The organism is Niallia sp. FSL W8-0951 (assembly GCF_038006525.1).
Lineage (GTDB): Bacteria > Bacillota > Bacilli > Bacillales > Cytobacillaceae > Niallia > Niallia circulans.
Genome location: NZ_JBBOVK010000001.1, coordinates 1,154,812 through 1,168,445, shown reverse-complemented (window position 1 = coordinate 1,168,445; position 13,634 = coordinate 1,154,812). Strand labels below are relative to the sequence as shown.

18 protein-coding genes and 1 pseudogene are annotated in these 13,634 nt (G+C 34.5%); 8 read left to right on the top strand and 11 right to left on the bottom strand.

Annotation, left to right across the window (positions count from 1 at the left end; translation table 11 throughout):
• The first annotated feature begins 143 nt into the window (after positions 1-143).
• Positions 144-707, top strand: coding sequence for a CBO0543 family protein (locus tag NSS71_RS05485; RefSeq protein ID WP_341151354.1), 564 nt, complete (start codon positions 144-146; stop codon positions 705-707).
• A 76-nt stretch (positions 708-783) separates the two neighbouring features.
• A complete protein-coding gene (locus tag NSS71_RS05480; protein WP_082138457.1) occupies positions 784-933 on the top strand; it encodes a DUF4021 domain-containing protein in 150 nt (49 codons plus the stop codon).
• A 50-nt stretch (positions 934-983) separates the two neighbouring features.
• Here the strand turns inward: NSS71_RS05480 and NSS71_RS05475 are convergent, their stop codons facing one another.
• From NSS71_RS05475 to NSS71_RS05450, 6 genes are all read right to left on the bottom strand, one after another.
• Entirely contained in the window at positions 984-1,460 is a 477-nt protein-coding gene (locus tag NSS71_RS05475; protein ID WP_047944824.1) for a (2Fe-2S)-binding protein, read from the bottom strand.
• A complete protein-coding gene (locus NSS71_RS05470) occupies positions 1,460-2,284 on the bottom strand; it encodes an FAD binding domain-containing protein (RefSeq protein ID WP_061798972.1) in 825 nt (274 codons plus the stop codon). The genes NSS71_RS05475 and NSS71_RS05470 overlap by 1 nt, the downstream gene beginning before the upstream one ends.
• Positions 2,274-4,601: a xanthine dehydrogenase family protein molybdopterin-binding subunit gene (locus NSS71_RS05465; RefSeq protein WP_341151353.1), complete on the bottom strand. Its 2,328-nt coding sequence runs from the start codon at positions 4,599-4,601 to the stop codon at positions 2,274-2,276. Before NSS71_RS05465 ends, NSS71_RS05470 begins: the two co-directional genes overlap by 11 nt.
• A gap of 581 nt (positions 4,602-5,182) precedes the next feature.
• On the bottom strand, positions 5,183-5,707 hold the full coding sequence (locus tag NSS71_RS05460; RefSeq protein WP_047944827.1) for a YfiT family bacillithiol transferase: 525 nt from the start codon (positions 5,705-5,707) through the stop codon (positions 5,183-5,185).
• A 40-nt stretch (positions 5,708-5,747) separates the two neighbouring features.
• Positions 5,748-6,590, bottom strand: coding sequence for a GNAT family N-acetyltransferase (locus tag NSS71_RS05455; protein WP_095321460.1), 843 nt, complete (start codon positions 6,588-6,590; stop codon positions 5,748-5,750).
• Positions 6,591-6,632: 42 nt separating this feature from the next.
• On the bottom strand, positions 6,633-7,214 hold the full coding sequence (locus tag NSS71_RS05450; protein ID WP_341151352.1) for an LOG family protein: 582 nt from the start codon (positions 7,212-7,214) through the stop codon (positions 6,633-6,635).
• Between the two features lie 311 nt (positions 7,215-7,525).
• Here NSS71_RS05450 and NSS71_RS05445 point away from each other — a divergent pair, with 311 nt between their 5' ends.
• The 3 genes from NSS71_RS05445 (at position 7,526) to NSS71_RS05435 (ending at position 8,375) form a co-directional block, all read left to right on the top strand.
• The gene (locus NSS71_RS05445; RefSeq protein WP_162531752.1) at positions 7,526-7,684 is read left to right on the top strand and encodes a hypothetical protein; all 159 of its coding nucleotides are present in this window, start codon (positions 7,526-7,528) and stop codon (positions 7,682-7,684) included.
• A 199-nt stretch (positions 7,685-7,883) separates the two neighbouring features.
• On the top strand, positions 7,884-7,985 hold the full coding sequence (locus tag NSS71_RS05440) for a YjcZ family sporulation protein (RefSeq protein WP_141231624.1): 102 nt from the start codon (positions 7,884-7,886) through the stop codon (positions 7,983-7,985).
• Between the two features lie 279 nt (positions 7,986-8,264).
• Positions 8,265-8,375, top strand: a complete 111-nt coding sequence (locus NSS71_RS05435; RefSeq protein ID WP_061798981.1) for a YjcZ family sporulation protein — start codon at positions 8,265-8,267, stop codon at positions 8,373-8,375.
• A gap of 118 nt (positions 8,376-8,493) precedes the next feature.
• On the opposite strand, the gene NSS71_RS05430 is transcribed toward NSS71_RS05435, so the two are convergent.
• The 3 genes from NSS71_RS05430 to NSS71_RS05420 all read right to left on the bottom strand — a co-directional run bounded on the left by NSS71_RS05430 (position 8,494) and on the right by NSS71_RS05420 (position 10,001).
• Complete coding sequence (locus NSS71_RS05430; protein ID WP_341151351.1) at positions 8,494-8,805, bottom strand: spore coat protein; 312 nt, start codon at positions 8,803-8,805, stop codon at positions 8,494-8,496.
• 402 nt (positions 8,806-9,207) lie between these two features.
• Positions 9,208-9,429, bottom strand: coding sequence for a WYL domain-containing protein (locus tag NSS71_RS05425; protein ID WP_047944832.1), 222 nt, complete (start codon positions 9,427-9,429; stop codon positions 9,208-9,210).
• A 314-nt stretch (positions 9,430-9,743) separates the two neighbouring features.
• Entirely contained in the window at positions 9,744-10,001 is a 258-nt protein-coding gene (locus NSS71_RS05420) for a hypothetical protein (protein WP_061798983.1), read from the bottom strand.
• 340 nt (positions 10,002-10,341) lie between these two features.
• Between NSS71_RS05420 and NSS71_RS05415 the strand changes: the two genes are divergently transcribed.
• The gene (locus NSS71_RS05415; RefSeq protein WP_047944834.1) at positions 10,342-10,932 is read left to right on the top strand and encodes a hypothetical protein; all 591 of its coding nucleotides are present in this window, start codon (positions 10,342-10,344) and stop codon (positions 10,930-10,932) included.
• A gap of 89 nt (positions 10,933-11,021) precedes the next feature.
• Here the strand turns inward: NSS71_RS05415 and NSS71_RS05410 are convergent, their stop codons facing one another.
• The gene (locus tag NSS71_RS05410) at positions 11,022-11,159 is read right to left on the bottom strand and encodes a hypothetical protein (protein WP_156485423.1); all 138 of its coding nucleotides are present in this window, start codon (positions 11,157-11,159) and stop codon (positions 11,022-11,024) included.
• A 302-nt stretch (positions 11,160-11,461) separates the two neighbouring features.
• Here NSS71_RS05410 and sda point away from each other — a divergent pair.
• Together sda and NSS71_RS05405 are read left to right on the top strand one after the other, a co-directional pair.
• A pseudogene (gene sda, locus NSS71_RS25675) lies at positions 11,462-11,563 on the top strand (sporulation histidine kinase inhibitor Sda); the annotation flags it as partial.
• Between the two features lie 665 nt (positions 11,564-12,228).
• Complete coding sequence (locus NSS71_RS05405; RefSeq protein WP_047944835.1) at positions 12,229-12,759, top strand: GNAT family N-acetyltransferase; 531 nt, start codon at positions 12,229-12,231, stop codon at positions 12,757-12,759.
• A 154-nt stretch (positions 12,760-12,913) separates the two neighbouring features.
• On the opposite strand, the gene NSS71_RS05400 is transcribed toward NSS71_RS05405, so the two are convergent.
• Entirely contained in the window at positions 12,914-13,525 is a 612-nt protein-coding gene (locus NSS71_RS05400) for an undecaprenyl-diphosphatase (RefSeq protein WP_341151962.1), read from the bottom strand.
• Between the last annotated feature and the right edge of the window lie 109 nt (positions 13,526-13,634).

Here is a 13,634-nt window from a genome sequence, read left to right as displayed (position 1 = left end):
CTTACCCCACCTTTATAGCTATTAATATCCTCTCTATTGGTAAATTTATGTATACAAAAATAATACTAATAAAAATTTTTCCTATACTCATACTAATTTTATAAAATTCTACTTTAAATCAAGGATAAAAAGTGGTGACATACATGTTTAGTTTTATCTTACACTATCCCAGCAATATTGAAATCGAACAAGAAAAAGAAAAATTAACCCACCTTTCCATCGATCATTGGTATCAGCATGACTTTTTATCGACGAACTGGTGGATTCTATTTCTCGCAACCATTATTCCTTATTTTATTTGGTGGAAACTCGTGGATAAAAATCGTTTTTTTGAAATTTTTTCTTATGGGATGGTGTGTGCCACTTTTTGCATGCTCCTTGATGTTATTGGTACTGAGTTTATGCTATGGAGCTATCCAGACAAAATTATCCCCATTATCACCCCTCTAATTCCTGCTAATTTGGTCATCATTCCGATATCAGCTATGATTGTCTATCAATATTTTAGTAATTGGAAACACTTTATGTTAGCAACTTTAGGTTGGTCGATTCTATTTTCTTATATTATTGAACCATTATTTATACTGCGAAAAATGTTTGAATTAGGAGAACATTGGTCCCATACAAGATCCTTTATTGGTTTTATCATACTTGGATTTATCTTGAAAAGTATTTTTGAAAAAATAAAGAAGACACTTCCTAATTAGCCTTTTCTTTTTCATCACATATAATTTTCATTTTTTCGCAAACTAACAAAAGTAATAACCGAAAAAGGAGTGAACAATGATGAAAGATCCTAATGGAAAAGATACAAACCTGCAAGATCGATTAGGTCTAGATGAAGATGAACAAGAAATGAATGGTTTATATGGTATGGCGGAAACAAAAGAAGAAGACGTGCGTCATAACTCGAATACTCAATTAAAACAATAAGTAAAAATGCCCCTGCAGCATACATATTAGGACTACAGGGGTATTTAAACTTATGTTTTCTTTCTTTCTATCGCTTTTAACATTGCAGTTTCAATTTCTTCATAACTTGTACAGCGACATATATTCGATTCTAGCCATTCTTTTATTTTTTCTTTATTAGGATTTTTTTCATTTAGTAGCAGTGCATGGCCGTTCATAATAAAACCTGATGTACAATACCCGCATTGGAAAGCAAATTCCTCGATAAATGTTTGCTGAAGAGGACTATTCTCTAACCCTTCGATTGTTACTACTTCCTTTCCGACTGCTTCCATTGCAAGCATTAAACACGATTTCATCGCCATTTGATCGACCATAATAGTACAAGCTCCACAATCTCCATTGAAACAGCCAGGCTTAGATCCAGTTAAAAATAGATCTTCCCTTAATACAGCTAGCAAAGTTTTATTTGGAGGAATGACTACTAAATGATTTTGCCTGTTGACACGCAGCTTCATCGTCTGCAAATTAGGTTCTTTCTCTCCCATCAATCTACCTCCAGTCGTGCTATTACTTTTTCTAAAAGATCTGTAAGAACAAATATACGGTACTCCTCTGATCCTTCCACATCATTTAAAATGGGAGCAGGCAGATGATTTACGATTTGATCGATACGTTCTTGCCGACTAAGCATTCGATTATTCATTATGTTTTCTAATGTAATGGAACGGAACGGATATGGGCATAAGCCACTAAAGGCCATTCGAATTTCACCATCTATTTCTAAAGCAGCAATTGTAATTAACGGATAACCGGTTTCCCATTGCTGTCTCACTTTAATGGCAATATACTCACGAGATATGTACCTTTTTTCAATAAATGCCTGCACAAATAATTCTCCATTTTTAAGCTGTAATTGCTCATGAAAAACATCATGAATATATTCTGTTCTCAATCCATTTTTGCCAGCAAGCACTAGAATGCTGTCTGTCAAAAGGAACGGTAAAACAGCCTCTCGATAAAAAATAGCACCGCAAATATTCCCCCCGACTGTTATCTTATTTCTCGCTGTATGATCGGCAATTTCTTTGCAGATATCTGTTAATAATGGAAAATGATTTTGATCCTCTATTTCAGTTAGAGTGAGACAGGAACCATAAACAAGATAGTCTTCTTTCAGCTGATGAACAAGGCAAGCTGGAATATCTTTAATATCAATGGCTACATCAATACTTAACTGTTGAATTCTTTGTAATGTAAGGATTTCTGTACCACCAGCGTAATAAGCAGGTTGTCGATTTTCCATCTTGGTTTTGGCAAATTGCGCTAATGCTTGATCGATAGTTGAAGTCTTCCAAAATTCAAAACCCATGTGCTCCCTCCTTTGTCTGTCGCCAGATGGATTCTGGAGTCAAAGGCAACCGGGTCAATTCATGATTAACTGCTTTGGAAAGCGCATTTGCTATTGCTGCAGGAATACCAATCAAACCATGTTCTCCTGCCCCTCTTGCTCCAAAGGGCCCTTCTAAATGAGGAGTTTTAATGATTGCTACCTCATAATTGGGATGTTCGCCAAACCTTAGTGGTCGATAGGTTCGTAATTGCAGATTAAGAAGCCTGCCATTCTTATCAAAGTAAAATGCCTCCCTTCCTGCCCATGCAATCCCCATACTCATTGCTCCTTTTATTTGTCCCAGCGCTCCTTTGTAGTTCAATACTTCGCCTATATCCATAACGGTTATCGCTTTAAGAATTTTGTAGCGAAATGTTTTTGTGTCTATCTCTATTACGACACCTTGTGCTGCGACCGCCCATTCAGGACCAGGATTCCCTGCACCAGTTTTAGGATCTAAATTCGTTAATCCAGTAAGTGAATAGCTTCCATTTGCAATAATTTGCCCACCTATAGAATTGCCATCTGGATAGGTGTATCCATATACTATATCTTTAAACGGCACTAATTTTTGGGGATTATCTCGTAGATATACTGTTTCATTAGCAATCTCTATGTCATCTTCTGAAGCCCTTAATACAATTGCGCCCATTTTTTTCAGTTGGCGAATAGCATCATCTGCTGCAGCCATTACTGCTCTGCCGGCCATTAACGTACCTCTGCTTGCTACTGTCTTCCAATGTTCTGGTTCTGTTTGTGTATCTACGGTCATTCTTACATGAATTCTCTCCACCTTCATCTTCATCTTCTCTGCTAAAATTTGTGCCAAGACCGTTTTTGTTCCCGTACCTATTTCCACTAATCCGGACATAAGATTGATGCTCCCATCGGAATTAAAGGTAAGAATAACACCTGAACTGACGCTAGGACCAATAGTTGAATTTTTCCAGGTGCATGCGATTCCTTTTGCACGTACTTTATTAGGGGAAATTTCTTCTAATTGTCCTTTTTCCCAATCCATTAATTCATGTAATCGATCAATGCATTTTTCAATATTTCCAACTTTACTGCTTGTTAATAACACTTGTGTTGGTGTGGTATCACCAGGGCGGATTGCATTTATTCTGCGAAACCGAAGAGGATCCATCCTCACTTTTTTTGCCAGCATATCCATTGCTCTTTCAAAAGCAAAATGTACCTCTCCATGACTGAAGCCTCTATAAGGAGCAGGATAAGGATGATTGGTATATACACATAAAGCATCACACCAAACATTCTCTATGTTATAAGGTCCTGTACAATCAACTGCCCCAGCTGTACTAAGGTGTGGTGATTTATCAGCATACGCTCCCCCATCAAATACATATTTCAGTTTTGCAGCGGTTAGTTTTCCGTCCTCTGTACAAGCGAGTTGTATGGTTGCTTCTAGACCGATATGTACTGGTGAAACTGCAAAATCTTCTTCTCTTGTATTAAATAGACGTACTTTTCGCCCGCCGACTGCTCTTGATGCAATAAAAGCAAATATTTCAAGCTGTACAGATGCTTTGCCACCATAGCCACCACCAACAAAGGGAGTTTCTACAACGACCTTTCCTGTTTCCACCTTGAAATCCCTGCTGATAATCTTTTTCACCATATAAGGGGCTTGAGAGCTGGTTACAATTCGGACAATCCCGCTTTCCAAAATTTCACAGAGAGCGGCCCTTGTCTCCATTGCGGCATGATCTGATAAAGGAATGGAAAAATGAGATTCTATTTTGACTTCCCCTTCCTGCAGACCAGCCTGAATATCCCCTTTTCTGATTTTAGTATGATTGATAATATTCGTTCCTTCTACCGGGTATATTCCTTCGTCTTTTGTATAATCAAGCAAATTTTCATGAACAAGTGGCGCGTTTTCTTCTAAACCCTGTAACGGAGAATTTACCACTGGAAGAGGGTCGTATTCAATGTGGATAAGCTGTGCTGCTTTTTTGGCAATAGAAATATTTTCCGCTACAACTAGCGCAATGACTTCCCCGTAATAACGTACTTTATTGAATGCAAGGGCAGGTCGATCAATTACTTCCTCCCCAATTAAAGGAAGATTATCTCCGAGAATAATTGCTCGTACGCCATCTAGCCTTTGTGCTTTCTCTATTTCAATGGAGCGAATATTTGCATGAGCATACGAGCTTTTCACCATTTCCACATGTAAAGCATCACTCGCTAGGTAATCAGCGGTATACCTTGCTCTCCCTGTTACTTTTTCGAGGGATTCTTTTCGAAAAACACTTTTTCCAATATACGTCACAGTGCCCCTCCTCTTCTTTTCCCCGATATTATTCTAGAATAGATTTTATGAGATCATTCAAACATAAAAAGACACGGTCAATTATATACAAATCTCTATATGTATATGATTTTATTTTCAAAATATAGATGGCGTAAGCAAAAAACAGGAAATTTTTATGAAGGGTTGAGGTAAATCCGTTAACCATCCATCTTGTCTACTGAAGAAAATAAACAAATAGAGAACAGTCTATAAATTTAGTAATGGTTAATGAGGAGATAGCTACTATATAATAGTTAAGTGGTTCAAACAATATAATTGAGTACTTTTTTATTCTGTAAGAAAATTTCATCATAAATGAAAGAATAAACAAAGTAACCGGAATACACATAAAAAAATTGCCCAACAAGACGTAAGAGCCTGCAAGCATAAAGCAATCGTGGCTGACACGATCCTTCTGTATTCCGGCTGCGAATCACACCGCCATTATCTTTGCAAAATCTATTTAAGCAGATAAATGAAATTAAATTTGTCCTTTTCGGAAAACTATTCAGATTCAAAGAATCCCTTGTTTACAGAGAGTATGCATTCCTACTATCTTCTTAATCCCACCCCATCTTTTTACATAAATTGATAATGTGAGCAAGATGGTGACGACCATGCCAGGCGTACGTTCCCACTAATAATTCAATCGACTGCTTTCCATTTTCAGGATGAAAAAATTCTTTTTTCCTGTCTTCTGTAGAAAGAATGGCTCGCAGTAAATATGTCCATCTTTCATGAAGGGAAGAAAGTAATTGGAGCGAGGTAGAAATAGGTAGTGCAGAATCGGAGAGCTCTGCCCATTGTGCTTCTTCATACGGTTTAATCGTTGGCTCTTTTTCTGTTAAAGTTAACTTTGTTCTGATATATGCATTCATATGGCTATCTGCTACATGGTGTACCACTTGACGAATTGTCCAGCCACCATCTCGATATGGAGTATCTAACTGCTCCTCCTTTAAAGACTCAACTGCTTTTGCAAGTTTATCAGGATACTCCTCCAATTCTGCAAGCCATTGTTGTAAGACTTCTTCGGTAATTTCATCTTGCCATTCAAATAAGCCAATTGGATATTTTTCATCCATATTTTATTCCTCCTCATCGACGTTTTAATTTTGGAATAGCTTATTTCTCCAAAAATAGTAAGATAGAATCTATCTTTGGCTCATATCCAATTTCCATGTAAATCTTATTGGACGTAGGATTTGTTATATCCGTATAGAGACTCGTAGAGGAAAACCCAGAGGATAATAATCGTTGTGTAAGCTCTGCAACACAATTTGATGCATACCCTCTTTTTCGGAATTCCTTTGGTGTATAAACAAAATTTATCGTTATATTATTTTTCGTCGGTCTGCTTGCATTAGCCATGCTGACCACCTGATTATCTACTTCCCAGAAAGCAAGCCGGTTGCTTTCAATTAGTTCTACTGCCCGTTTAGCAGCTTGGTCGATTTCCAGCGGCTGATTGACCGAAACTGCGAAATCGTAAACCCATTGCTGGATGATGGCCTGATCACTTTTATCCGCCCATCTAAAAATACCAGTTTGATCTGCCTTTTTCTTTAATTCCTTCAATTGATAAATACGTTGATCCATCCCAAGGACAACTTTTAAGCTGCGCAAAGAGGCAATATGCATCGCTATTTCTTCTACAATTGCTTTATCTCCAATTAACCCTGGAATTTCGGTGATGCTTTCATGAATCAACTTGCTGATAAGTGGTAAATCATTAGGCGAAATCCTTTCAAACACAGCGACTATGATTTGTTTTGGATGTGTCTGCAATAACATAAGAATAGGTTGTTCATTATCATATAAGCCGGCCATTACAGTTGGCTTCATATCCTGATTAGCATTCATTAAAATTCCAAGAGGCAACCCATTTACTGCTTCATCTTTTTCTAAATGAGGAATCATCACTTTCTTGAAATCTTCTAAATCATAAAACTTCTGTACTAGATACATAGCTGTTCTACTCCTATCATGAATATTTTAAGGGATAAAAAATTACGACTGACTTACTTCAATGAACGTTTTAATGGCTGGCGGGGTGTATGTAGTGAATTGATCAAGTAATTGTTTTGGATTAGCATCCACTATCGCTATGGAACGGTATTGCTCTTGCAAAAATTCCGCATCCGCCATATGATTAATTAATCCCACAAGAGGATCATAATAATGATTAATATTCAAAATCCCTAAAGGTTTTTTATGTAATCCAAGCTGAGCCCAAGTAAATATCTCAAAAAATTCTTCCATTGTTCCTGCCCCGCCAGGAAGAGTAATAAAGCCATCTGCAAGCTCTGTCATTTTCGCTTTTCGTTCATGCATGGACTTAACAATAATCAACTCACTTAAAGCTGGAAGTGCTATCTCTTTTTCTTGCAAAAAGTCTGGAAGCACACCAATTACTTTTCCTCCTGCTTCCACCACACTGTCTGCAATGGCTCCCATTAAACCTACGCATGATCCACCATATACAAGTTCTAATTTTCTTCTTGCTAATTCCTTCCCTAACGCAATTGCTTCTTCCATATATATTGGAGAAGCACCTGTACTTGAACCACAGAACACAGCAATTCTTTTCATCTTGATCCCTCCATTTTGAGAATCGTGCAATTTTCTATTCACTACCTTAGTTCAACTAATTGATACGAATGTTGAAAATGGAAAATTTTTCTCCTTCCTATTATTCTAACTGGATTATCGGCTTAAAAGAAGTCTTATTTTTACTAATTTCCTAATATATTTTTATGATTTTACTTAGATTCATAGCACAGAATAAACAGAAACCTAGTTTTTCAAAAAAAAAAATGAAAAAATAAGTTTATTTGGTTTCAAAATTGGGTAAGAGGAAAAGAAACCATATATAAGTATACCTAATATCAAGGAGGTTTATAATGGCAGAAGGGAAGGTTTTGTATAAAGGCAGAGTGTTCAAAGTTTTATTTTGCTATGATACAGGTTATTGGGAAATTAGGGATATTTATAATGTTTTTAAAGTAGAACTTGTACATAATTCACAGCTTACAAAGTTAGAAGATATCTGCACACAATAGTTTAATTTTTTTGATGAAATTAGTACAGTTTTATATTTAGATATAATAGTAAGCGCTATCTAGTTATCTCCCCTATAGATAAATCCCTTTTTAGGGTTATTGATCATTTTACATATTTAACGTTTTTTAATGAACTTGTCCACACCATAGTCGGTTACTTTCATATCATATAGTAAATCTATAGATGGAGGTGACTGATATGTCTGAATATGGAGGCGGATCTGGAAGAAACTTTGCTTTAATCGTCGTATTATTTATTTTATTAATTATCATCGGTGCATCTTATGTAGGCGGTTATTAATAAAGATTGCGAAAGGGCTCAAGAATTGGTATATGTGTGCATGGATATGGCCTTTTTCTTCAATTAAGCAATATATGACTAACACAGCCTTCCATAACCACATAATGTTAGCCTCTTCTTGAGGCTTTTTTGCTTTTATGGAGAATATCTATTCTATTATTTATCAGTGCAAGTTCTTTAATGAAAATGCCTTTTGTTTTTCCTATGTGATTCTTGTCCATTCACTCTTATACATGCTTACATAATATATATTGTAACTAGTAGAAGGAGGTGGCATAAATGTCAGAATATTACGGCGGTGGCAGCGGTTACGGAAGTAACTTCGCTTTAATAGTTGTCTTGTTCATCTTGTTAATTATCGTTGGAGCTTCCTTTTTAGGAAGTTATTAATCCGTAAAAAGAAAGCACGCTTTGTGCTTTCTTTTTCTATGTCCTTCTTTTTGAAATACAAACCCTCTATATACAAAAAGAGCACCTATTTTCAACAGGTGCCCTTTTCTCCTTACCATTAGAAGAATCTTCTTCTTGGTCTGCAATTATTTGAGTTATTGATATCAGATCCACAATCAAAATCTTGTACTACTGTTTCGTTTACTTGTCTTTCTGTTACAGGGAAAAAGTTTTCATTACGGACTACCGTTCTATTTACATTGATGATTTCTGTTGGATGAATATTACGGATTCTGCGTTTATTTGTTGTTGTACGTACAACCGTTTTAGTTGGATGGATGATATCTTCTACTGGGGAAACACGATTAGAACATTTATCGCAATGTTTGTTATGAGCTGAACCACCAACATTATTATTATGACGACCCATTCTCTATCACTCCTTTCAATTATTGAATTTCACTTACAATATATACTATGGAAGGAAACAATGCTTGTTCGAGCTTTTATACTATTCTTTGTCAAAATATGCAGAACTACTAAGAATAAAGTCTATTACTAGAAACGCGGATAATATGTATAGTAAATATGAATATTTTTAATAAAGCCAAACACATAGAAATCGGAGCATTTTATAATATTAGCAAACAAAGCTACTGATTCACTAATTAGAGCAAAAGCTTATAGTTTCACAATCTAATATAATAGATACCCATTTTTATAGACAGAACGATACAAAGCTGAAATATCTTTACTGGCTCCTACATCCATGCCAAAAATTCATTTTTATCTAGTTCATAAAATAAAAAGCAATCTCCTCAAGAGAAAGCTTCTAAGCATACAATGGATATGTCTTTTTAACAAAGGAGGCTGCTAAGATGGAATCCAACTTGAAAATGCGTGGCTGCTTCTTTTTTAGACAATAGGCCTTTATGTATGTGTCTGTGACTCCATACACCAGAATCGTACGCTGGGAGACAGCATTATCCTTTTTCACATAGATAATCTCAATTGGTCTTTTTTCTTTCCGCGCTTTTTCTAATTGCTTTACCATCGTTAACTCCTCCTTCTTTCTTATTATACAAGAACATTTGTTCTTAATCAAGTTATTTACGAACGAATGTTCTTATTAATAAACTTTTTACTCTTCCAGCGAACATTGTATTATCTTTACTGTTAGAAACTCATTTTAATGAAGACAACCAACTTTCCACATAACAAAGAATAAGATAAAGCAAAATCATGTTGTATGTTTTTTATATTTTTCAAAATGAAGGCGCTTAATATTTATTAATAAACTCCCAAAGAATTTACCCTTCTTTCTTAAGAAGTTAATTTACATCGAACGCTTATTCCATAAAATATAGCTTATTTTCCAATATAATGTAAGACTGTCGGAATACTAAATGAGAACAAAATAATTAAGCAAAAAAGTGTGCTGATTAACAAATAGCTATTTGCAAACTTCCCAGACAAAGTAACCCCTTTCAGTTTTGAAAATAGGACAACTATTAAAAAGATTAAGATAGGTAAAAATGAAAATATTACTGCTGCTAATAATGCAGCAGCTAATTGAAAAAACACTAATCCACTCATATATGTAAAAAGCACCTCCTCTTTTTCCATGATTACACTCGTACTATATGATAGATAATACGATTTATTACTTGTTTTCATGAGAACAAGGTTTTCTAACAAAGAAAAGAATAGCCGTTTCTCTTTCCTGTGATACCGTTTACAAAACTAATTATATAATTTCTAATTTCCTCTTATTTACTTATTATCTATCTAATTTATTATACCATTGTACTAAACAAATTTTTGAAACTTACTCCCTTTTATAATGGAATAATAAACGCCTATTTCTAATATTTAGAGGTTTGTCTAGAGCCGGAAATAATTATTATGATTTTATTGTCATGAGACTACCTCTAGTTAAAATAGCTTTAATTAGGAGGTGTTTCCATTGATTAAATTATTTAGAAAACGATGGATGCTCTTTGATCAAGTAGTGAAACCTTATAAACCTTATGTTACGGTTGATTATGGTGTCATATCTGTATCTCCAAATGACATTATCGGACTTTCTACACCCGTTAACCAAGTAAAGAACAGCGATAAAATTAAAGATCTTCGAAATTCACTGGAACAAAAGGGCTGGCATGATGAATGTCCTGCCGATTTACATTTATATAGGCTTCCGAATGGGAAATATACTGTTGCTTCAGACGGGAATCACCGTACCTATTTAGCCAATCAACTGGAAATACCAAAAATAAAAGCACTGGTTTCACTCCTTATTCCAGAAGGCTATATCCCAGAAAATATCAAAGCAAAAATCGAGGAATATGAACAGAAGGAAAAGGCATACCGTATAGAAGCGGAAAAGCTTAGTAAATCATTGCAAAGTCTTGGAGAAAAACAGAAAAAAGCAAAAGAAGAATTCGCTTATAAAAACTTCTGCAAACTAATAGATGATATGTATAGTAAACGACAATATACGCTCCTTGCATTTGCCCGTTTTTTAAATTTAGTACCAAATGAAGCAGCGGACTAATCCGCTGCTCTTGTGATTACTTCCCTTTGTACTCTTCTTGGTAGACAAAGAGACTATACACAGACCATATTAATAGTCTCCTTAAACTATTATGCTTTTACAGCATCATGATGATGATGGTGATGTTTTTCTTTGTGGTGTTTACCAATAGTGATACTATATTCTGCATTAAAAGGAATATTTAAAATAGTAACAGTTAAATCAACACCGAAAATTGTAAATGGCATAAATTTCACCCCTTTATTAAAAAAATACCTCCAAGCAATCAATTATTTTAATTGCTTGTCCTTTCCCTATATAGTATGAAACGGTGAGACAAATGATTGTGCTATTAATAATTTTTCTATAAAGTAAACCATAAAAAAGACAACTTTATAAAGAAATCAGCAGAACCGCCTTTACTTAAATGTAGTTTCTTGATTTCCCTTATAATTAGTTTATATTGCTCTAATTCGGATGAATATACGAAAATTACCAATTAAAGGAGATTGCAAGGATGGAATCGTTAAGAAAATGAAGTAAGGATAACTTATTTACTGCATACTATTCTGCTGTAAAACTTAAATTATCAAATGAATTTGTAAAAATATTAAAAAATGAAATCACCAAAAAAGACCTCACTAAACTTTAAAAAGATGAATGGTACTTACTTTAATAAGAAGCATCATTTTTTATTATCTTCCTTTCTCTCCAATCTTAATTTGTATAGATTTGTATATTTAATAAAATGAAGCAAATATCGGATAAAATAACAGAATAATGTGATAATAATAAAAAGGAGGGAATGATGATGGAACTATTTATTGGAATCATCTGTTTTATTGGTGATATCCTTGCCGCTTGGGCAATGTCAGCATATGTTTTTTTTCATGATAAATATAACGGCAAATAAGGGGCTCTCCCTTGAGACTGGCACAATGATTCCAACCATACAAAAGAGAAAGTGCGTTGAAATCATCCGCTGGCTGAATACACAACGCTACCATGAAAATACTTTGGAACCGTAGACCTCTTCCGCTTTTGTCCAAGCTCTTTTTTCTCTTTCATTAGCAGTATTACCATTCATCAAATGATAACTTATTCAGCTGTTAATCCTATCAGCCTCCACCCTCATTAACGTCTTATCCTTTTCCAAATACCAATGTACTTCTTTCAATAAATATAGTTTTTATACTTTTATTTCTTTCTCATAACAGTCTTGTTATAATAAAAAAAGATTCATATGAAGGGACTGAATTATGCACAGATATCAATATATAACCCCAAACTAAACTTTATAAAATGGAGGGAAAAATATTGATTACAGAATTACACACTACAAGACTATTATTAAGAAAAATGAGAGCCTCAGATTCAACTAGTTTATTTCCGATTTGGTCGGATCCTGAAGTGACAAAATTTATGAATATCGACAGTTTCACAGAGGAAAGTCAAGCTAAAGAAATGATTTTTTTCTTAGATGAGCTATCAAAGGAAGATAAAGCAATTCGCTACGCCATCATTGAGCTGGAATCAAACCAAATTATCGGCTCTTGCGGCTTTAATTTTATTGATTTTGAGAATGAGAAAGCGGAAATAGGATACGAATTAAGCAAACTCTATTGGGGACAAGGATATGCCAAAGAAGCAATTTCATGTTTAATTCAATCTGCTTTTACTGATTTACACCTAAATAGAATAGAAGCTAAAATTGAACCTGATAATATTAATTCAATCAAACTTATAGAAAAATTATCTTTCACTTACGAAGGAACTTTAAGAAAAGCGGAAAAGGCTAAGAATCGTTTTATTGATCTTAGGTTGTATTCACTTTTAGCTACAGATTAATCAAATTCCCTCAAAAGCAGAGTGATATATCATGCTCAGCTTTTGAAGGATCATTTATGTTTCTTCTGCTTTCAAACTTCTTTTAGCCAATAAGCAATGGCCCCTAAAAAGAGGCTTACTTTATTTTCTTCCCATATTATTACTGTAACAACCGTTATATATCCCTTGAACTTTTATTTTTTGAAGAAAATTTCCTAGTAAGCCGTTGTTCCACATCCTCATAATAGGCTAAAAATTGATTAGTCAACTTTAATTTTGGTAAAGTCACATATACTAAAACGGATGACATTGCCGCAATGATTGCCCCTACCAAAACATCCATTGGATAATGAACACCTACCCATATACGCGATACCCCGACAATAAAAGCAAGCATAACCCATATCAACCAAAGCCCTCTTTTAAATAAATAAAAGGATAGACAAATGGAAAAAAATAAAATTGTATGATCGCTTGGAAAAGAATTATCCACAGCCTTTTCAATCAATTTATTTACATGTAATAACTCTTCAAAAGGTTGATAATTTGAATGTAGTATTCCAGCTATTTTCCCTCCAATTTCTGCAAATATGAAACTAACCATGGCGCAAAATACCATCATCCTATTTTTCTTCTTGCTATTGAACCAAAGCATCAAAGTTACAATAGCTAAGCAATACACCATATACTCGGCAATGAATATCATCGGTATATTCAAAAAAGTGTATTGCTTTCCTAAATCATTAATGTACCTAAATAAATGAATATTAACCTCTAAAAAAATCATATCTACCATAATCCTCTCTTTTGATATACTATGACTTTAATTTAAGGTAATATATAAATTTTCTCCTTCAAATTAGATAACATTGTGCTTTATAAACGAACAGTACTGT

Excerpts from the sequence above, each read along its gene's own strand:
- NSS71_RS05430 (WP_341151351.1), bottom strand. The coding sequence starts at position 8,805 with ATGGGTCGTCATAATAATAATGTTGGTGGTTCAGCTCATAACAAACAT.
- NSS71_RS05445 (WP_162531752.1), top strand. The coding sequence starts at position 7,526 with ATGGCAGAAGGGAAGGTTTTGTATAAAGGCAGAGTGTTCAAAGTTTTA.
- NSS71_RS05460 (WP_047944827.1), bottom strand. The coding sequence starts at position 5,707 with ATGGATGAAAAATATCCAATTGGCTTATTTGAATGGCAAGATGAAATT.
- NSS71_RS05410 (WP_156485423.1), bottom strand. The coding sequence starts at position 11,159 with ATGCCATTTACAATTTTCGGTGTTGATTTAACTGTTACTATTTTAAAT.
- NSS71_RS05470 (WP_061798972.1), bottom strand. The coding sequence starts at position 2,284 with ATGGGTTTTGAATTTTGGAAGACTTCAACTATCGATCAAGCATTAGCG.
- NSS71_RS05400 (WP_341151962.1), bottom strand. The coding sequence starts at position 13,525 with ATGATTTTTTTAGAGGTTAATATTCATTTATTTAGGTACATTAATGAT.
- NSS71_RS05480 (WP_082138457.1), top strand. The coding sequence starts at position 784 with ATGATGAAAGATCCTAATGGAAAAGATACAAACCTGCAAGATCGATTA.
- NSS71_RS05450 (WP_341151352.1), bottom strand. The coding sequence starts at position 7,214 with ATGAAAAGAATTGCTGTGTTCTGTGGTTCAAGTACAGGTGCTTCTCCA.
- NSS71_RS05455 (WP_095321460.1), bottom strand. The coding sequence starts at position 6,590 with ATGTATCTAGTACAGAAGTTTTATGATTTAGAAGATTTCAAGAAAGTG.
- NSS71_RS05485 (WP_341151354.1), top strand. The coding sequence starts at position 144 with ATGTTTAGTTTTATCTTACACTATCCCAGCAATATTGAAATCGAACAA.
- NSS71_RS05420 (WP_061798983.1), bottom strand. The coding sequence starts at position 10,001 with ATGGAAAAAGAGGAGGTGCTTTTTACATATATGAGTGGATTAGTGTTT.
- NSS71_RS05440 (WP_141231624.1), top strand. The coding sequence starts at position 7,884 with ATGTCTGAATATGGAGGCGGATCTGGAAGAAACTTTGCTTTAATCGTC.
- NSS71_RS05435 (WP_061798981.1), top strand. The coding sequence starts at position 8,265 with ATGTCAGAATATTACGGCGGTGGCAGCGGTTACGGAAGTAACTTCGCT.
- NSS71_RS05475 (WP_047944824.1), bottom strand. The coding sequence starts at position 1,460 with ATGGGAGAGAAAGAACCTAATTTGCAGACGATGAAGCTGCGTGTCAAC.
- NSS71_RS05425 (WP_047944832.1), bottom strand. The coding sequence starts at position 9,429 with ATGGTAAAGCAATTAGAAAAAGCGCGGAAAGAAAAAAGACCAATTGAG.